16 protein-coding genes and 1 tRNA gene are annotated in these 20,237 nt (G+C 45.8%); 8 read left to right on the forward strand and 9 right to left on the reverse strand.

Annotated elements, in window-relative coordinates:
• Position 1: 1 nt before the first annotated feature.
• The 3 genes from KD145_RS23190 to KD145_RS23200 form a co-directional block, all read right to left on the reverse strand.
• Entirely contained in the window at positions 2-601 is a 600-nt protein-coding gene (locus KD145_RS23190; protein ID WP_212002037.1) for a macro domain-containing protein, read from the reverse strand.
• 21 nt (positions 602-622) lie between these two features.
• A complete protein-coding gene (locus KD145_RS23195; RefSeq protein WP_212002038.1) occupies positions 623-1,720 on the reverse strand; it encodes a calcium:proton antiporter in 1,098 nt (365 codons plus the stop codon).
• 384 nt (positions 1,721-2,104) lie between these two features.
• Complete coding sequence (locus tag KD145_RS23200) at positions 2,105-2,611, reverse strand: RNA polymerase sigma factor (RefSeq protein ID WP_212002039.1); 507 nt, start codon at positions 2,609-2,611, stop codon at positions 2,105-2,107.
• A 130-nt stretch (positions 2,612-2,741) separates the two neighbouring features.
• Here KD145_RS23200 and KD145_RS23205 point away from each other — a divergent pair, with 130 nt between their 5' ends.
• From KD145_RS23205 to KD145_RS23225, 5 genes are all read left to right on the forward strand, one after another.
• A complete protein-coding gene (locus tag KD145_RS23205) occupies positions 2,742-3,722 on the forward strand; it encodes a FecR family protein (protein WP_212002040.1) in 981 nt (326 codons plus the stop codon).
• 57 nt (positions 3,723-3,779) lie between these two features.
• Positions 3,780-7,208, forward strand: a complete 3,429-nt coding sequence (locus tag KD145_RS23210) for a TonB-dependent receptor (protein ID WP_212002041.1) — start codon at positions 3,780-3,782, stop codon at positions 7,206-7,208.
• A 19-nt stretch (positions 7,209-7,227) separates the two neighbouring features.
• Positions 7,228-8,046: a DUF4397 domain-containing protein gene (locus tag KD145_RS23215; RefSeq protein WP_212002043.1), complete on the forward strand. Its 819-nt coding sequence runs from the start codon at positions 7,228-7,230 to the stop codon at positions 8,044-8,046.
• Between the two features lie 29 nt (positions 8,047-8,075).
• A complete protein-coding gene (locus KD145_RS23220; protein ID WP_212002045.1) occupies positions 8,076-9,776 on the forward strand; it encodes a hypothetical protein in 1,701 nt (566 codons plus the stop codon).
• A gap of 248 nt (positions 9,777-10,024) precedes the next feature.
• The gene (locus tag KD145_RS23225) at positions 10,025-10,477 is read left to right on the forward strand and encodes a hypothetical protein (RefSeq protein WP_212002047.1); all 453 of its coding nucleotides are present in this window, start codon (positions 10,025-10,027) and stop codon (positions 10,475-10,477) included.
• 95 nt (positions 10,478-10,572) lie between these two features.
• On the opposite strand, the gene KD145_RS23230 is transcribed toward KD145_RS23225, so the two are convergent.
• A complete protein-coding gene (locus tag KD145_RS23230; protein WP_212002049.1) occupies positions 10,573-10,923 on the reverse strand; it encodes a hypothetical protein in 351 nt (116 codons plus the stop codon).
• An 803-nt stretch (positions 10,924-11,726) separates the two neighbouring features.
• Here KD145_RS23230 and KD145_RS23235 point away from each other — a divergent pair.
• Entirely contained in the window at positions 11,727-13,628 is a 1,902-nt protein-coding gene (locus tag KD145_RS23235) for a hypothetical protein (protein WP_212002051.1), read from the forward strand.
• 230 nt (positions 13,629-13,858) lie between these two features.
• On the opposite strand, the gene KD145_RS23240 is transcribed toward KD145_RS23235, so the two are convergent.
• On the reverse strand, positions 13,859-14,602 hold the full coding sequence (locus tag KD145_RS23240; RefSeq protein WP_212002054.1) for a DNRLRE domain-containing protein: 744 nt from the start codon (positions 14,600-14,602) through the stop codon (positions 13,859-13,861).
• A 725-nt stretch (positions 14,603-15,327) separates the two neighbouring features.
• Here KD145_RS23240 and KD145_RS23245 point away from each other — a divergent pair.
• A complete protein-coding gene (locus KD145_RS23245; RefSeq protein ID WP_212002056.1) occupies positions 15,328-15,645 on the forward strand; it encodes a hypothetical protein in 318 nt (105 codons plus the stop codon).
• Positions 15,646-15,775: 130 nt separating this feature from the next.
• Here KD145_RS23245 and KD145_RS23250 read toward each other — a convergent pair whose 3' ends face one another.
• The 4 genes from KD145_RS23250 to KD145_RS23265 form a co-directional block, all read right to left on the reverse strand.
• Positions 15,776-16,759 (reverse strand): DUF6371 domain-containing protein, encoded by a 984-nt coding sequence (locus KD145_RS23250; protein WP_308219049.1) that lies wholly within the window; start codon positions 16,757-16,759, stop codon positions 15,776-15,778.
• 131 nt (positions 16,760-16,890) lie between these two features.
• Positions 16,891-17,682, reverse strand: a complete 792-nt coding sequence (locus KD145_RS23255; RefSeq protein ID WP_212002060.1) for an SDR family NAD(P)-dependent oxidoreductase — start codon at positions 17,680-17,682, stop codon at positions 16,891-16,893.
• Between the two features lie 44 nt (positions 17,683-17,726).
• The gene (locus KD145_RS23260) at positions 17,727-18,308 is read right to left on the reverse strand and encodes a TetR/AcrR family transcriptional regulator (protein WP_212002061.1); all 582 of its coding nucleotides are present in this window, start codon (positions 18,306-18,308) and stop codon (positions 17,727-17,729) included.
• A gap of 435 nt (positions 18,309-18,743) precedes the next feature.
• Positions 18,744-18,816 (reverse strand) — tRNA-Lys (locus KD145_RS23265).
• A gap of 143 nt (positions 18,817-18,959) precedes the next feature.
• Here KD145_RS23265 and KD145_RS23270 point away from each other — a divergent pair.
• On the forward strand, positions 18,960-20,138 hold the full coding sequence (locus KD145_RS23270) for an acetyl-CoA C-acyltransferase (RefSeq protein ID WP_212002063.1): 1,179 nt from the start codon (positions 18,960-18,962) through the stop codon (positions 20,136-20,138).
• Positions 20,139-20,237: the final 99 nt, after the last annotated feature.

The raw sequence follows: 20,237 nt of genomic DNA on the forward strand, positions 1-20,237 counted from the left end.
TTTAGTGTGTCCAGATCATCCCCTGAGGGTTAAGGTTCCAGTGATATTTTTGTGCTTCACCAAAGTTGTTAAAGTCCTGTTTTTTACCCAATACAATTTCCTGATAAGCAAAATGCATCTGCCTGGCGCAGATAATAGGCTGCATCCTGCCTACGCCTGTACAAAGGCCGGGAATGGCTACGGATTCAATGTCAGGATGTTTGTTGGCATGCAATAGTATAGCCTTCATAGCCAGATAGGCGTTGATAGACGTATCAATGTTAAAGTTGGTGGGGATACGCATGGTAGGAGCAGAGATGAGAAAAGGAATTTCCGGGTCTCCTGTTTCCAGTGTAAGTGCGCTGCCGATCAGCAATTCGCCTTCCGGTAAGTTTTTAATTATTTGCTGCAGTTTCTTCTCCAGATCCCAGCCCAGCCGCTCAGATAAAGCATGGTCCAGTGAGCCATCCATAAAACCAAAGGAATTAGCCGGACTGACAATCGCATCGGCTTTTATCCGCGTGATATCTCCTTCGATAATTGTTACATCTGCGGCCTCTGTAAAAAATTCCTGCCAGGCCTGGATGAGTTTGGGATTGGTGTCAACAAGTAAATATTTCATAGCGAAGGCAAGGTACGTTTTTTAAGGCACTATCGTAGTAAACAGATAGGTAGCCAGTATCACCAGTAAGATAACGCCTTGCAGCATATTGGTACGTCCTGCATTAAAGGAGATGCTGATGGTGAACAATGATAATACCAGGAGCAGGGTGGATTTTGTATCGATGCCCAGTGTAACGCTGAAGCCTGAGATGACAGTGACGATGGCCACCGCCGGGATAGTCAGTCCGATACTTGCGAGTGCAGAACCCAGTGCAAGGTTCAGACTGGTCTGCAACCTGTTGCGGCGGGCAGCTCTGATGGCGGCCAGTCCTTCGGGTAACAGGATCACGGCTGCAATGATAATACCCACCAGACTTTTGGGAGCACCCAGATTAACCACCATTGTTTCAATCACCGGAGAAAGCTTTTTGGATAACAATACCACCAATGCCAGGGATATAAGCAGAAACCCCATACTGATGGCAGTGGTCAGGTTATCGGGAGGAGCGGAGTGGGATTCCTGCTCATCTTCCGGAAGAAAATAATCCCGGTGTCTTCCTGTCTGCACAGACACAAATCCTCCGTACAATACCAGCGATATGATTGCTACAAACAGCAGCTGACTGGAAGAATATACCGGGCCAGGTGTAGTGGTGGTATAGTTGGGCAACACCAGGGTCAGAATGGAAATAGCGGTAAGGGTAGACAGTGCTGCATTGGTACCTTGTTTGATAAACACCTGTTCCTTGTAGCGATAACCACCCAGCAGTAAACACAGGCCTATGATGCCGGTCAGTAATATCATGATCGCTGCAAATACTGTGTCTCTGGCAAGTGTAGATCCCTGGGCTCCTTCACTCAGCATTAGAGAAACAATCAATGAAACTTCAATGACGGTGATGGCCAGCGCGAGAATCAGGGTACCATAAGGTTCTCCTACCTTATGTGCCACCACTTCGGCGTGGTGCACTGCCGACAATACAATGCTGATCAGTGATACAGCCTTTAACAGAGATAAAACAGGACTGTTTGCACTTCCGGTCAGCTCAAGTATTGCCAGGCCAACTAAAGGGCTTATAAGGCTCCATAGGGGCAAGGCTATCTTCCATTGTCTGTATAGAAAGTGTTTGTATGGCATATACGTAATTACAAAAAAATAATTAATTGGTTCATTTAAAATTTACAGACGGTTGATTAACTTACGGGGAACTGATCGTTTCCTCCATGATGTTATTGTGCTATACTTTCTTTTTATGGCATTCCGCAATGATTTTGGGAAACAACGTTTCGGGGAGATAGATGTTGAACGAATCAATGTCATTGAAAAAGATGGCACTTTAAAATTGGTTGTGGAGCCAGTAAAAAGGAAGACGCAGGAATGATCTATACGACTCTGGGACCGGCCAGATGATTACTCCATCTCCAGAGTTAATCGTATAGTCGATTCCGTTAAATCAATCAAAAGAGAGAAAGGTGTAGGAGAAGTCATCAGGAGCATTAGCTTCATCCAATAAATCAGCGGTTAAAAAAAACATCTCAGCATTTTTCTCAGCACCTTCAAACTCCCCGATACCCGCTTCTCCAGCGTGCTCACGGGTACTCCCAGCAGTTGCGATGCTTCCTGATACGATCTTTCTTCTTCGCGGATGAGATTAAAAGCTACTCTTTTTTCGGGAGATAGTTCCTGCATGATTTTTTGCAGACGGTTTTGTGTTTCCTTGAGTTGGTATTGCTGGTCGGGGTTCAGCAGACCGGGCTGGTTGCCTGCATCTTCAGGAAGCTCCATCATCGTAAGTGCAGCGCGGATTTTTTTGCGGTGATATACTTTTACCTGATTATAGGCGATGCCGAAGACATAATTGACAGGGTCCTGTAATCCTTCCCATTTTTTCCACAGTTCAAGATAACATTCCTGCACCAGGTCTTCCACCTGATACTCGTCAGTGGTCAGTTTCCGGAAGATCCGGTACAAACCATCCCGGGTAGTTTCAAATACCTGTAAGAATGCAACTTCGTCGTTCCTGGACATAGATAGGCGGATAACGATTACAAAGCTATAGTTATTCCTGTATGGCCATAGTCTGTTAACAATAAGTTCACATTAGACATTGGCGGAAAAGATCCTGTAATGACAGTTTAATGGAAAGAAAAGGATCAGCATGCAATTGCCTGTAATGATTTGGGAGAAATACCTGGCCGACACCGCTTCCCGGGAAGAGCTGGAAATACTGGACACCTGGCTGCAGGAAGCTGCCAATGAGGAACTTGCTGCCCTTATGCAGAACAATCCGGCGGAAAAAATGAAGATGCCAACGGAAATGGCTACACGTTTACGTGCCCGGCTGCAGCAATTACCTTCAACAGGCAAACGATTACATGCTATACGTAAATCAGCTATATGGTGGGCAGCCGCTTCGATATTAATTGCAGGCCTTACCGGCCTGTTTTATATGCTGAATCACCGGCAAATGGCCTCTCCATCACAGCTGGCTGCAGTGCAATGGGATAGCATCAGCAATACATCAGCACATGCCCAAATGCTTACACTGCCCGATCAGACAAGGATCTGGCTCAACAAACAAGCAGTATTATATATCCGAAAAGATTATAGTAAACACCGCGAAGTTCGGTTGCAGGGTGAAGGTTACTTTGATGTAGCTCCCGATGAAGCGCATCCATTCAGGGTTACAGCCGGTAAAGTGCAGACATTGGTATTGGGTACAGCCTTCAATATTGACAATACACCTGGCCAGTCAGCAGTATATATCAGTCTGGTAAAAGGTAGTGTAAAAGTACAACCACAATCCGGCGATACAGCTGCTGTAGTCCTGCAGCCCGGAGAGACTGTCAAAGCTGATTATCACGGAAACCATTTGAGTAAAACCAGCGTCACAGATGTATCCGGCTGGGTGAAAGGACAGCTGGTATTCAACCAGCTTCCGCTGTCGGAAGCCCTGCCTAAACTGGCAGCTTATTATGGCATCCGCATAGAAGCTGATCCCGCTCTGTTACGCAATAAGACGGTGACGGCAGTATATCGGCAAAACGAAACCTGGCAACAGGTTTTACACCATTTGTTATTCATTTATCAGTTGTCATATGAAGTAGGGCCTGACCAGGAAATCGTCATACACTCCTGAATGATGCCCGCCAAACAATTACAGGCTATCAGCTAAAAGACTCAAACAAAACACACAATGATGAAAGTATCTTCCGGATGGAAGCGGCTCCGCTCCATCTGCCAGCAACTATTGCTGTTGCTATTGCTATGCCTGGCCGGTAACAGGCTTCCGGCCCAGGTATCCCGTCTTGCAGGTAATGTGACCCTGCAGATGGATAAGGCCAGCGTGGCCGACGTGATCGCCAGCCTGCAAAAACAAACCGGCTATGTTTTCTCCTACGATAAGAACAGGCTGTCTGCTATTATGGTACGCGATATCCACTGGCAGCAGATTCCGCTGGGAAAAGCGCTGACAGCATTACAGGAAAAAGCAGGACTTGAATACACGATGCTTGATAATAATATAGCCGTTGCCGTTAGAAAGTCCGGTCACCAGCCGGAAAGTATACAGCCGGCGGGTAACGGTGCCATCAAAGGCCGTATCGTGGATTTTGAAACTTCACAGCCACTTCCCGGTGCTACTGTCAGTATCCCGGAAGCTGCACAAACAGTGATATCCGACGAAAAAGGATATTACCATTTCAAAAAAGTACCGGCAGGTAAATATACCCTGGTAATCACCTATACCGGTTACCAGAAAAAGACCATGCAGGAACTGCGCCTGCAGGCAGACCGGGAGATGATAGCTGATGTGAAAATGCAGGCAGGTAAAACCCTGGAAGAAGTGGTGATACAATCGGGGGTTCGTAAGGTAAAAGCGGTGACACATTCTACAGAAAGAGAATTGCTGAATGAGCTGCGAGGCGCTACAGGCGTGGTATCCGGTATCTCCAGTGAACTGATCAACCGGACCGCTGACCGTAATGCCGCAGAAGTGGTAAAGCGTATTTCCGGGGTAACGGTGGTGGATAATCGTTTTATTGTAGTAAGAGGGATGAACGAACGTTACAATATCACTTATCTGAATGATAATATCGCTCCTTCTACAGAAATGTATAGCAAGGCCTTTGCCTATGACCTGCTGCCCAGCAGTATCATCGACAAGATCCTGGTGTTTAAATCACCCCGTCCTGATCTGAACGGAGAATTTGCCGGTGCTGCCGTGAAAGTATATACGAAAAATGCTGTGCCGGTAAAACATATTGATGTGGGCATCCAGCTGGCACACCGTCCGGGTTCCACTATGACGGACATCGACAGCTATCGCGGCGGAAAAATGGACTGGCTGGGTATAGACGATGGTACCCGTAAAATGCCGAACATTGCACCTACTTACTTCCAGTCGGGCAAGGATACCAGGCACCTGTCCCAGGCTGATATCCTGCGTGAATTCTCTCCTGTGCTGTCAACGCAACGTACGACCAGTACTCCTGACATGCAGGTGTTTTTTAACTATTACAATGCCTTTCATCTGGGTAAGGCCTGGTTGTATAACCTGAGCTCCGTTACCTATACGAAAGAAACCACCGGTTTTGATGTGTACCGGCAAACTGGTAATACAGATGCCTACATGACCGCAGACGTAGATTTGAACCTGGGTGTGAATAACCAGCGGATCCGGTCAAAACAAAGCACCGAAACAGGTAAGATCAACGTGCTGGAAAACTTCACGCTGAAAATGAATCCCCGTCATACCCTGCAATTCAAAAACTTCTTTGTAAATGATGGCCGCAGGTTTACCAGTATCAATGATATTGAGCAAAATGTGACACCACGGATAGATTCCATATACAGCAACACCCGGTCAAAAAATATCATTCTCTCTTTCCAGCAACGTATCCTGTATTCCGGCAACCTTGGCGGCACACATGACTGGGGCAATACACACAAACAACGCCTGGAATGGAACCTGGGATATACTTATGACCAGCAGAATGTTCCTGACCAGCGTATCAGCCGTTTTATGACTTCATCTGCTCAGCGTCCTGCTGATGCATCGGGGTTGGCCTATACGGTACGCGGTTCCAACAATGGAGATGCTGATGCTTTCCTGGGTATGGTTTCCAGGCTTTATGTAAAGAACAATGAAGATGTATACAATGGTGCACTTGATTATACCTTCCACGCTTCCAAACAGTGGGAGTTGAAAGCAGGTACCTACCAGTCATTCAAACGCAGGAACGTAAGCAGGCGTTTTTTCCGTGTAAACAGGGGCGGGCTGGGACCGAATGAAACCAGCATACCTGGTAATGAAGGCGCCTCCAGTGGCTGGCCGCAGGGGTATGGTCTGAGTAACCCCTCCCTGATCTACTTCCATCTGCAGGACCTCGACCGGGTATGGAGCACCGATTATTTCCAGGAGAACAAGAGCGGCCTGGAACTGTACGACGCCACTTCTCCCGTGGATAAATATGTAGCAAGCGAACAGTATAACGCTTTCTATGGCATGGGATCTTGGAAAACACCCGATGAAAAACTGACGCTGAACGGTGGTGTGCGTGTGGAATATGACCGGCAAAAGCTGACTGGTGCTACCGCGCCCGATAACGGTTCGCTCCATACTGTATTTGTTGATCATCCCAAAACATCCATCCTGCCCTCCGTGAATTTCAGTTATCGTCCGACTAATACTTTCGTAGTCCGTACCGGATGGGGGCGTACGGTGAACAGACCAGAGTTTCGTGAGTTAACACCTTACAACGATTTCGATTTTATGAACAATGAGCGGGTCGTTGGTAGTCAGCAGGTAGTGACCGCGACCATAGACAATTATGATCTGCGTCTGGAATATTACCCACATAACGCAGAACAGAATGAGGTATTCAGTGTGGGTGGGTTCTACAAATACCTGCAGGATCCCATAGAGCGTATGCGCGAGGAAAAGAGCGGTTATGCAGATGGTTATGGCTTTACCGCGATCAGTTTCGCCAATGCAAAGGAAGCCAGGGTGTATGGCCTGGAAGCTGAGATCAAGAAAAGTCTGGCTTTCTTAGGGGGCGGTTTCTTCAAGCGCCTGAGCATCGCATTAAACGGTACATGGGTGAAAAGTTCCACCCAGCGTTTAATTACAAATCACTATGCCCCTGGTGTAGGCAGGGATACCTTGCTGATATCCGGCAGAGCTTTGCAAGGGCAGTCGCCTTATGTACTCAACGCAGGACTTTTCTATGAACATCCAGGTACCGGTACCAAGATCGGTGTTACCTATAACATAAACGGCCCTGTGATCTATGCCAAATCGATTGCCAGCAAGGATGTATTATTTTCCAGGCAGGACACACTCGTCTTTAACAGTACACGCCCTGACATGGTGCAATTACCGATGCATCTGCTGGACCTGTCCATTACCCAGCGTATTGTAAAATCGCTGAAAGTAAAGTTCAGTATACAGAATCTGCTGGACCAGGCTTACCGTATCGTGGAAGATAAAGACTACAATCAGCGATATAACAAAGAATATCCCGTACTGAACGGCAAGGGAGAGACCTACTACGAAGGAGATAATATCTATACCCGGTATAAGCCCGGCCGCTATTTCCAGCTAGGCTTCACCTATGCTTTCTAAATAATCAAAAATGGATCACATGCGTATCATTTACTCATACAAAAGACTAGCGGTAATAATAGGTCTGTTGTTAGCAGCAGCCTGCCGTCAGCAGGATAACGACCTGCAACCGGAGGACGCGCAGATCGGCTTCTACAATGCCTCTGAATACATACGGTTACAGCTGAAGAACAACCCCAAAACAAACTATCTGTTTGTAGATACAAAGGACACGGTACCTTCGGACGCCATCCCCCGTTTTACCGGCAGTGATTATCTTAATCAGTTTCCCAACAAGTTCTACTATGTCAATCACCCGCAACCATGGCTCAGTTACATACGGGTCATGCCAGGCTCTCATCAGCTTATTCTCCGCGATACCAGTATGAGCCGTACCCTGGTTATGGATACCGTGCTTTCCCGGCATGGAGAGCCTATGACCGTCTACTTTGCTGATGATAAAGGTAAATTTCGTACCTGGAAACTATCTGACCAGGTAAATACAAAAAGTGATTCCACTTACCTGCGGGTGTTGAACCTCAGTCCGGATGCTGGTAAAGTATTCCTCACTATTAACGGTAAAGTACCTACGGGGTTTCCTGCTTCCCTGGATTATGGCGACGTGACCAGGTTTACAGGCAGAGCTGTTAGCGGCCCCGATACGCTGCGTGTCCGCCTTTATCAGCAGGCCGCGCCTGACGTGGACATCATTAGTACTACCCTGCTGACAACACCAGGTAGTGCTTACAATATAGTGTTGAGTGGCTCCCTGAATGGGCAGTCCTTCATCGATCCAGCAACCGGCCGTTCTCTCAGCTACGATGCAAGACTGAAGCTGGCATTGACACAGGTCAAGTAAAACCGTTCATCAACTTTTAAATCAATAGCATGTTAGCAATACATCATTTTTTCAATCGTGCTGCACTCGTGTTGTTACTCCTGGTAGTACTTTTCTCCTGCCGGAAAACAGACGAGTATGCCCAACAAATAAATGATACTCCCTACCTCATCACCGGAGAAATAGGAATGGGTCCCGGCAAAAAGTACGATGGTTTCAGACGTTCCTATCTCGTGGGAGATACTGCGATGCTGATAGGAAGACTTTTCCTGGACAGACCAGGTTCCAAAATTCTTGTTGGTGGCCAATCGGTAAAGATAGAGGAACAATCCAGACTGTTGTATAACCTGAACGAATATACGAAACAGCCTGAATCACTGGATGTAATACGTTTTGTGATCACCCGGGAAATGGGTATTGGCGACCACATTCCGGTAAGCCTTGTCGCCAACGGACAAACCATCCAGGCTCCAGAGATCACTATCCGAAAGTTCTCCGGTAGTATGCATCGTACGGATACCACTCTCTATGTGGATCTGCTGACAAACTGGAAGCCTGCAAACAGCAATTTATATCAGCAGAACTATAGGCCGTTGATCAACAACGTCAGTCTGACTTCCGAAGGAGATATCTATTTTGGCAATAATACAGAGATCGATGCTTACAAAGGAGGAACGATCACCCCGCTCATTCATGTAAACGATCAGTTCCAGGAAAATGGTACTACATTCACTATCAAAATGATACAGGGCAGTGTAGTGGCTTATGATGGCAATACACTGACCTTCTCCGCTGAGGTGACGGAGGCTGTGCCCGAGGCGGCCACATCTTATATTTACAGGTTGTGTAAAATGGAACTGGCAACCAAAAAGATCACTACCATTAACCGGACGCTGGTTACCAAAGGGCGGGTGACTGTCAATGAACCTGCAGGACCGTTTGAAGGAGCAATTGGTACGTTGAAGGTAGTGGCCACCCAGCTGAAAACAGATATGAACGGCGCGCTGTATTTTGTCAACAATTATGCGGCCTCCCGTACAGACTGGGTTAATGAAATCGACTGGTATAGTAATGGATGGGGACCTTCTTCCTACTATGTCAGCCCGGCTGTTTACGCCAATATCTGCCGGGTTGACGCCGGTGGCTCCGTAAAGTCCATTTTTAAGTTGGATGAGTTCTTTATGGGGCCTTCCTATTACAACATTCCCGGCCGGCCACTGGAGCTGACCACCGATTACGTGATCAGCCCCGACGGCAAAACGGCCTTTGGTACCTGTGCCGTGAATATGGGAATGAACTACAAACAGGCTGCATACGATCTGGAGCATGACGAGATATTAATGATGCCGAAGAGTTTCTATTCCGAGCCTTACCGCTTCTTCTCCTATGATACCTCTGCGGTTACCGGTTACCATAGACCCGAAATATTATTTAGCTATTCCCTTAATGATGACGTATACCTGAATCGCTATTGTTTTACTACTGAGGGCGAACTGCTCGCATCAGATGGTGCTTCTATAGCGGCTGTAGATCTTGTTAATAAATCCCTGTACTGCTACGCAGGATCGGAGATGGGTATTGGCACAAATGTTCCGTGGCAAGATCAAAAAACCGGTCCGGCCAAAAAAGTCGGTTTCGGTGCAGAGACAATGATCATCGGACAGGATAAATATGGTAATGTCATTTATAGCGGCTCACAAAGAGATTATGCCCAGGGGGTTAGCTTTTACAAGCTGTATTCCCGCAAATAAAGCAAGGTATTGAACTAAAGACTGAGGACTAGTATTGAAGGCTGGAGTTGAGAAAACCCAGGCAGCGGTAGATGTTACTGCTGACTGGGTTTTTTGTTGGTATAACTAATTTTACCATTTCTTATTCAGCGCTTAGTGAAGTGAGATTACTGCCCGCATCCTGTAACTTTCTTACGCCGAATGTTAAACCCATCTTCAGACGATAGACTTTTTTGTAATTAACCCGTAACCATAAAAACAAAAAAAACATGAAAAAAACCCTCCTCTTAACAGTCCTGTCATTGCTGGCAGTAGGATCATTGTTTGCTCAGAGATCTGCTGCGGTACAACTTCGCGATCCCAACCCCCTTAGGGTGTTTAAAGCTGATCCGGTACTTGGTACCGTCATATCTATCGACTGTGCCAATGCAGTCGTGAGACAAGGTGATGCACCTTTCAAAAACGGTGTGGCAAATATGAATGTCTGGTATATTCTTTACGTTGGTGATGTCGCCGGTGCCGTTGCTGCAGCTGATGCGGGACCTATCGCTTCTCAGGGTGTTGGAGGCTTGCAGCTGGTACTCCTTGAAGGGAGCATAACTTCCGGACCCTGGGCGGAAACTGTTGGAATATGGGGAACGCCTACATCATCCGGAACAGCGTCTTTTCCCATCAGTTTCGGTGGACAGTCCTGTACACTGTCGATAACTGTACAGCCATAGCCGTTTTCAGCTGACCAAAAGATAATTCAGAGCAGTGTTAAAAAATACGGCCTGACGGATTTTATTATCTGTCAGGCCTGCAATATGTTAAATATTTAATCCCATTTCTGTATGATATGGGTAAAAAAGAAATTATCTATAATCACTTCATCTGTGTCAAAGTCCACATCATAATAATAGTAGGGCATCAGATCATCTTTATCTAAATACCGATTGTACCTGACTCTGAAATAAGGAACTTGAGGATTTTTCAGCAGAATACTCACCCCGTAAAATTTAATTATCAGGTCTGTATATTTTCTTCCGTCAGGAGGAGCTATCCATGGAGCACTATCCTCTGCGTCCTCCATTTGACGGAACTTTATTAATGCTTCATAGGTTGTTCGTTTGAATTTTCCTATATCATATGCAGCTATAAAATGCTGCCAATGTTCTTGTCTATCCATGAAGTGTTATAATGTGTGCTAACGTTGTGGAATATACGAATTTTTTTTTCTTCCTCTTTTACAAGAGCATAAGTCTCAAAATAAGAGAGATCGGGACTATTTGTACCGGGTTTTATTGATGCTAACGCTGAAATTCAAACGCTGGAAATTTCCGCAGCAGTTCATCCATGACTGGCACAACGTCCTGACTTTTGAGCAGGAAAAGAGGTCTACATTCTCTGCATTTAAAATTCCAATGAAATATAGGCAGCGTCAAACAATGGCACAGTTCTGGCTGTTATATGCAACAAAAAATCACTTCATGAAAAAAGTACATTTACTTATAGCTACTGTAGCCGTAATGCTTTTCAGCTCCTGCTATACAGTATATACTGCAGGTAATAGCGGGAAAGTGCCTCCGGGACAGGCAAAAAAAATGACTGGATCTCAGTCCGCCAGGCCATATGCACCTGGGCAGCAAAAACACTAAGTATCTGTTTAGAAAATAAAAGTTATGGCTCTACGGTCCCTGTGCAAACACGGGGACTTTTTTTATCCTTTGTTTGGTTCTTTAGCCACCTATAAGCCATCACGTACAACTGGGCCTAAGTTCGCCAATTTAATCCGGTATTCCTCCTTTGACAAATATAACTGATCAAGTAATTTGTTTGAGTGGTTACTATCCATTTTATGCGCTGTTATTTTACCCTGGATACCAGGTCACTGTTAGTTATTAGCAGCTGGAGGTACTAATTTAGTCCTGGGTGACGATACTCATAAATTAAGACCTCTGCCCCCTTTAGATAACCATTATTTTATTGATTATGTTAACAGTATCAGCCGGTGAACTTACACTAAGCCAAGTACTTGAATTGCGGGCATATATCGGAGTGGCGGCGCCAGACATATGGAGTGCTCAGGAATGCGGATTAACAGATGGTAGTAATGCCGTTAACAATAAGCTGTCGCGATTATCTGGTGGGAAGCCAGCACTCCGTTTACTTGAGGGTGGGCCATATACACAACTAACAGAAGTGCCACGCTACATTCCCTACGAGTCAGAAAGTGCCCCCACGATCGACACTGGTAGTGCCATGGCTCGTCTGGCAGTTGATACCGTGTTTTCAGATGATCTCCGTTTTATAGCCTCTTCGAGCCCACTGGCAGTGGCTGCAATGTTGACAGCAGCGACCGTGCTGGTTAGCCTGCCAAAGATCATTGAATGGATACAAGCAGCTGGTATAATGAGTCCTAAAAAAGGAGACGAAATGCAAATATTGTGGCCAATATATCAGCAGCAATGCGCTGGAAATATCAGGTTTGCAACTCCAATGATGATGCGGGACTTCTATGCCAGTATTTATGTTTGGCAATTCATTCGTATGGCTGACGGACGCATTCCTGAACTCTGTGGCTCAATAATGTGTCTTACAACAGGGATTGATTACCCTGGGGCCTATGATGACCCTGGCTTGGGCGGAATTGACATCTATCTCACAGCAATGAGTGAAGGGATGGCCTGCCTCAATGGTCCTGCAATAGATGCAGGACACAGAGATGCTGTAGTGAGTTGTGCATTTATGAAGGTTAGAGAGGCAGAAACTGCCATGGCAAAGGCAAAGAGTATTAAAGAGTTAGAAAGTATCATCTCCTCCAGTGGAGGACCTGTAACACCAGGGGAGTTCATTCGAATGCGATGGTGGGACGCAGCAATGGCTCCATATTATCGATATGCCATGGGGGCTACTGGTTACCATTATCTGGCTGATGAAGCCGGAACCTTCAGGAGTACTAAAAAATGTGGGAAAATCAAACGTGCTATCGATAGCGTTCTTCGTTATAATGAAATTGTTGATCTTTTCTCTGACTGCATGTACGGAGATGGGGTAAACGAGTTGCTAGTGGCTATGTGTGTGGCTGGCAATGAAGGTGTTTCGGGGTATGCAGATGCGCTTGCCGCGGTCACAGATGATGTACTCGCATGTAATTGTGGTGAAGACGGACACTTTGAGGCTGCGGAAATGGCTATGGGCGCATGTCTTTGGTATGCTCTGACACCACGTTACTTAGTTAGAGCGCAACTTGATAGTTTGGAAAATACAAAGGGTGAATTGAAGAACGCATTTGCATCAAAAAGACCAGAAGCAAGAAACATCGCATGTGACATGTTGCCAGGAGATTTGTTACATACCGATGGCTGGCAGCCATTGTGGATAGAGCATAGCGTGGAGATTCCCGACTTAGTGCAGCGGGTTGTCCGAAGGATTTTGTTAGAGGGAGTGAACGATGAATTGGCATATCAACGTTGCGAAATAGCAGCAACAACAATACTATCAGATTGCATGACACTTGGGAACGACGTAGCGAACTTGAGAGCATTGTCTGATAAATGGTGCCATTTCTTCGATGAGGTTGTTTCAAAGTTCGCACAAGAATATAGGGAGGTCCTAAATAATTTGCGAGAGCTCATTGCCAGGATTTGGAGACACAATATTATTGGAGATCATCTCGAAAATAGCGATACTGATACACGGTTGTTTGTGGATATCGATAAGGCGATACGACATACATACACACTTGAACTCACTAACGGACTAGCCATCAGGCGCGCTTTTCTCGGCGTAGTATCAAGCGCGATGGAGTTGAGTGGATTCAACCCATATAGTCGTCTTACCGAGTGGGCTGCCACAATGTGTCAATCAGCACATCCCGAAAAACCAGTATAAAGTATGTTACAGAAAAAGAGGTCATTCGGAAGGGTGTATTTTGAATGCCTCTAAGGATCATACCAGGATATAAAGAAGCTGTCTCAGAAGTACTTTTGAGACAGCTTCTTTATGTGTTTGTATAACTGAAATGAATACACGAGAATAAAAAATGCGGCTTTACGCAATGTATGCGACTGTTACTGTATTAGCATTCCAATGTCTGGTAAAATACCGGTTGATAATACTGTCTATATCTCGTATGTAATCACCAGTTTCGGACGATTGCTGACATCTGCATTGCGGGGGCCTGTGAAGATAAGGCTGCGGTAGTAAGCTTCTGTCTGCAGTTGCAGACTAAAGCCGTTATTCTGTCCGCTGTTGATGATGTCCTGTACCAGTGCAGTAACGTTAAGGGTTACACTATAATTCCACTGTGAGGTGGAAGCAGGAACAGTTACTGCATTGGTGGTAGTGGTAGATGGCTGGTTATTCCAGGTGATGGTGTTTCCTGTCCACGTGCCTGTTACGCGTTTCACCCAGGCGGGGTTAGTGCCGAAGGAATTGTATGGGGAGCCTGGATAGTAGGAGTTACCCTGCGGGGCAGCCACGCTGGTACTTACACCGGTTAATGTAAGTGTAGCTGAGATGATCGTAGTGCCCGACGGAATAGTGCTAAGGCCATTGAATTTAAAGAACTGACGGCCGGTACCAGGTACGCCCTGGAAGGTCCACGAAAGGGCGAGGAAATCCACCTCAGTACTAAAATTCCGGTTAACCCAATCCGGGTGGCTGTAAACGGTCGCGTCGTCCTGGCTACCGGCTTTTTCGTAGCCGACGCCGAGAGTAATGGTTTTTTGTCCGTCTTTAATCTGGGCGTTGAGAGTCTGGGCATTCTGCTGCGGATTCGTATCTGTTGCCAGATCTTTACGGCAGCTGCTCATCATAAATACTGATACTACAGTGAGGGTAAGGAAAAGATTAGCGCTTTTCATACATAAAGGGTTAAGTGATTAATAAAAAAATGGATAGACGCAGAGTGATATTAATGCCTTATGCAAGCATCATTGCTGGTGGTACCTGAGAATAGTATATTAACGATTAAAAAGGGTTTTCTAAACAAATGTCCGGGTTAATGCTGGTTCAGATTATTTTGAGTTATCACGATGTGGTATTTTTAATACCATCTATACAAAGATAGGGATTCAGTTTTCATAAAACTTTTTAAAAAAAAGCTAGATAGTTTTATAGGAATGACAATAACATTTGATAAAAATAGTTTCCGACAGCGTTTACCCGTCAGCGGACAAATAAAATACCAGACCCTCCAGACTCCCAGGTTGCTGGTCAGGGCTGTTAGTTTGACTTCGTAGCAAATTGACTGTTCCTGACAGCTGTAGGATAGCTGTAAATAAGGCCCAGTTGCAACTATGTTGACACAAAAACTTATCCGGCTGTGTACCGTACCGCCTCGGCTCCAACTCAGAGTGCCGCTACGCCAGCTATCAGGCTGTAAATAGTTCCATTTACGTAGATCTGATATCTAAATCACTAGGGAATGTGAAGATTTAATCTTCCTCATTGCCCTATTTCAGTGACAAATGGTGTCATATTATGACAGATCTTTCAACAGTTTTTCAACGGGAAAAGGGGCAATCAACCATGTATACTGACGGGCTGACGCACGAGGACAAATTAACTTTGGTAAAACCCAAACCATATGAAAAAGCTAGTCTTTTTAACCGCCTTATCCCTTTTACTGGGCCTTATTCCTTTTTCTACCGTACATGACGCAAAGGCCACGGCTCACACTACGCAGGCAACCCAGGATATTTGGTTTGAAATTACCTATGGCTATAACGGACAATATGTTATGCAGGGGACCATAGCTGTAAATGGAATATATCGCACCTTTATAGGAGGCGGGATTATTGTCCAAGCAAATATTGGGGACTCTTATTCGATTCATGATATTTACCAAAGCGCAGGAGCTGCCGGGGTAATAGACAATCAAGTCATGTTTGTGCAAATCAATTAGGCAAAAAATCCGCTCCGTGTAGGGGCGGATTTTACAGCACGACCTTTATACGCTGCGCAGGGTAGTAGCCACTGCTAAGGTGCTGCACAGCTTATATACGTGCAAATGGGGCCTCAGTATGTCACATCTTTCAACAGTTTTTCAATGGGGAAAGAAGACAATCAACAGCATTTCTTAACATGTAGGTCACAATCTTGCAATTATCAATTTCCATTATAACCGCAATGGCGTTGATTTCGTGTTCTTGTCCATCAATGGTAAGCGTGTATTTGTCCTGCGGCGGTGGTGCTGGCTGAAATTCCCGGTAATCTAACCGCGTAAGATAATCCCGCAAGTCTAGCCCTCGGTCGCGCTCTGTTGCAGTGGCGCAACGTTCCAGCAAGTTAGATACCGTGACACTCGCAATACCGGCCAGCTCACGGGCTTTGTTGCTCCATAGGATAAAGGCCCGGCCATCCGCTCTGCCGGCAAGCGCCTGACACCGTTCAGTAGTAAGGTAAGACAGACTACCAGCTGCCAGCCAAACAAAAGCCGAAAGGTATATACTTGCGACGATAGCCGTTGCCGGTGCTTCTACAATAGCTGCCGGCTTACCTGTATTCTCTGTTAAAAGATGTTCTCCATACATGCAGCTGGCGAAGCTTCCGCTTTGTTCCAAATAAGCAGACAACCAGCCGGGAAGGCTCTCCTCTTTCGATTCATGGTTGTACTTTAAAATACTGTGTATCCATGTTGTTCGGGAACTATTATCCTTTGATTTGGCAGTATGACCGGTATGATCAAACTGTTTTACCTGTGCGGCCCTTACATTGCCGGATATATCAATCCACCAAAATACTGTAGCTCCCGGCCAGCGGTTTCCGGACGTATCTATCTGGTATCGTTGAATCAGTTCGTTGGTTATGTCAGTGCCGAAAAGAGAACGGAGGTAGGTAATAAATCGATTTGCCTCATAACACGAAATATTGTTTTCTCTTTTCTCCGTTTTATTTGGCTTCCTCCTGAAAGCCTTGTCCGGTAAAGAAAAACGCCCAACCTTAGTAAAATCAAAATTGGGCGAATTAAATAAAAAGTGACCCCTTCGGTACGTTTTTCGAACTTTTTTATGGAAGATTTAAAGAGGCTTGCAAGCTGGGTACAGATGGCTCTATAACCCAACCTATAGCTGCGTGTTTTCAATAGCACAATGAATCTAACGCAGTAAGTATACTTTAAATTTGGTGGCGACTATGCCAGTCACTCAAACTACAACGTTCTCAACACCCCACCATCGGCCCTTAGAGAGGCGCCGTTGATGGCGGAAGACAATGGGCTGGCTAAATATGCCGCCAGGCTGGCTATTTCAGCAGGTTCGATAAAACGTCCCAGCAATGAGTGCGGATTGGTACTTTGTATGATCTGTTCCTTTATCACCCCCACAGGCTGTTGATGTAGCGCTGCCAGATGTTCCGTCGCAGACGCAACACCTTCCGAGTAAGCAGGACCTCCCAGGATTGTATTGACTGTTACCGCTGTACCTTTGGTGAGTTTTGACAACCCGTTACCCAGGGCCAGCATAGCAGCTTTCGTGACACCGTAATGAATCATATTGCCCGGAATATTCATGCCTGACTCGCTGCTGATAAAAATAATCCGACCCCAATTCCGGGACAGCATCCCTTGTAATACTTGCCTGGAGAGCCTTACCGCACTCATCACATTCACCTGGAAAATATCATTCCACTCATCGTCTGTTGTCGACTCAAAATCTCTTAATCCAAATACGCCTGCATTGTTGACCAGTATATCCACTGCAGGCAACTGCCGTAACAGGTTTTCTGTCTCTTCCGGGATGCTGAGATCCGCCGCCCATCCGCTGATGGCTGCCGTTGGAAATTCCGTCCGGAGTTTTTGCACCGTGATGTCCACTTTAGCGGATGTTCTTCCATGAAGTATCACCTCCGCACCTTCCTGTAGCAGCTGCCGGGCAATGGCAAATCCTATTCCCTGGGTAGAGCCGCTGATAAAGGCTGTCTTACCGCTTAATTGTAAATCCATAAATATATTTTTGTAATGATTGTTACATAATTAAACAAAAAATTTTAGCGCAGTATGCTCAGTTGCATTTCGATGAGCTCCTTCAGCTTTACTTTATGAGGGTGCATTCGTCTGGTTACATTGAGACCGTTCCAGCAGGTAATTAAATATCTACCTAAAACGGCAGCATCCGCAGGATTGGTAACAGCGCCTGTACGCTGGGCTTCCCGGATGGTGTCAGTAAACATTTTTTCTACATCCTTTAATATACTAACGGCTTCCGCTTCCAGGTCGTTATCGATAAAAGCCAGTGCTGTTACCGTATTGGCCACAATACATCCCCTCAGGTGTGTATGCTCGTCTGCCAATGCCACACTGCGGAAAAAGTCCCTGATCAGATCCATCGGCGAAACACATTGTTTCAATTCCTTCTTAAACGCCTGGAAAGCCTCCCGTCGCTGCTGCAGCGCCTTTGAAAAAAGTTCCTTTTTACCGCCCCTGAATGTGTTGTACAAACTACCGCTACCCATCTGTGTAGCGTTTTGCAGGTCCTGCAAAGACGTAGCGCTGTAACCCTTTTCCCAGAATACTTCCTGGGCTTTGAGCACCACCGCATCATTATCATATGTAGCTGGTCTCCCTCTCATTTTATTTCTGTAATGATCGATACAAAAATAATAATCCGGATGATTATTATCCAAAATTTTCTTTTATCCTGCGTAAATATTACTCGATCAAGATAATAAACGGGAAAATTTCTATCCTTAGCCTTGCTGATGGACACGCATGACGAACGGAATAGCAACATTATTTTTAATGCTCCGGATCCTTAGCCGCAGCTTATAAATACTGATGAATCAAGTAGCTGTTGGATTTACAATTACCCAGGCACACAAATTGTTTTCAAGTTGGCAGGTTAGCGATTTCCATGCGTCCCCAACTTTTTAGGGGTACATGTTGGGGTACACGGAAATTTAATCTTTCTTTATCTCTCTTTATTTCCTTTTCTGTGGAAACAAACCACCAGTAAAAGAAAACACCCAACCTCAGTAAAACTAAGATTGGGTGAATTAAGTTTCAAGTGACCCTGTAGGGACTCGAACCCTAGACCCGCTGATTAAGAGTCAGCTGCTCTACCAACTGAGCTACAGAGTCAAAAAATCGATGCCAACAAATTTAACTGTTCTGCAGCATATTTATGTAGTTTATTTAATTAAATTTGGTAAGATGGTAAAATGTGGATAAAAATCCATCATCTTGATAATCTAACCGTTAGCTCATTATAAAATTATTTTTTCATGCAAGAAGCGTACATAGTAGCTGGATACCGCACTGCGGTGGGAAAAGCTAAAAGGGGCGGATTTCGTTTTTACAGGCCTGATGACCTGGCAGTAGATGTTATTTCCGGTTTGCTGAAATCTGTTCCGCAGCTGGACCCAAAGCGGGTGGACGACCTGATCGTTGGTAATGCTGTCCCTGAAGCAGAACAAGGCCTGCAGATAGGCCGCATGATCTCTGTCAGAGCACTGGGCATCGATATCCCGGGAATGACGGTCAACCGTTACTGCGCCTCCGGCCTCGAAACAATCGCTATTGCAACCGCTAAAATACAATCAGGGATGGCCGACTGTATCATCGCAGGTGGTACAGAAAGTATGAGCCTGGTGCCTGTGGCAGGCTGGAAAACTGTGCCCAACTATACTGTGGCCAGCACCACTCCTGATTATTATATAGGCATGGGACTCACCGCTGAAGCAGTGGCCAATGAATATAAAGTGAGCCGCCAGGACCAGGATGAGTTCTCTTTTAATTCCCACCAGAAAGCCATACGCGCCATTAAGGAAGGTTATTTCAAATCCGGTATACTCCCCATCTCAGTGGATGAAGTATATGTGGATGAAAAAGGAAAAAAACAAAAACGTTCCTTTACGGTAGATACCGATGAAGGACCACGTGCCGACACCTCAATGGACGCACTGGCTAAATTAAAACCTGTTTTCGCCGCCGGTGGTTCTGTTACTGCTGGTAATTCCTCCCAGACATCTGACGGCGCTGCCTTTGTGATTGTGATGAGCGAGAAAATGGTGAACGAGCTGAGACTGAAGCCCATAGGCCGGTTAGTGTCCTGTGTATCTGCGGGGGTGCATCCCCGTATTATGGGTATTGGCCCGGTTGCGGCTATACCAAAAGCATTGCAGCGTGCCGGTAAAACGCTTCAGGACATAGATCTCGTTGAACTGAACGAAGCTTTCGCCTCACAGTCTATTGCAGTGATCCGCGAACTGGGTATCAATCCTGATATTGTAAATATCAACGGCGGTGCTATCGCACTGGGACACCCACTGGGATGTACCGGCGCCAAACTCACCGTACAATTACTCGGTGATATGAAACGTTTGAAGAAAAAATACGGCATCGTTACCGCCTGCGTAGGAGGCGGACAAGGTATTGCCGGAATTATTGAGAATATCGACTGATTTTCGTAATACATTATAGCTCAAGGCCGCAGGATATTTCCTGCGGCTTTTTTGATGCCTGCCCCTATTATTTTAATATAATTTAATCAGGATGAATTA

The organism is Chitinophaga sp. HK235, assembly GCF_018255755.1.
Lineage (GTDB): Bacteria > Bacteroidota > Bacteroidia > Chitinophagales > Chitinophagaceae > Chitinophaga.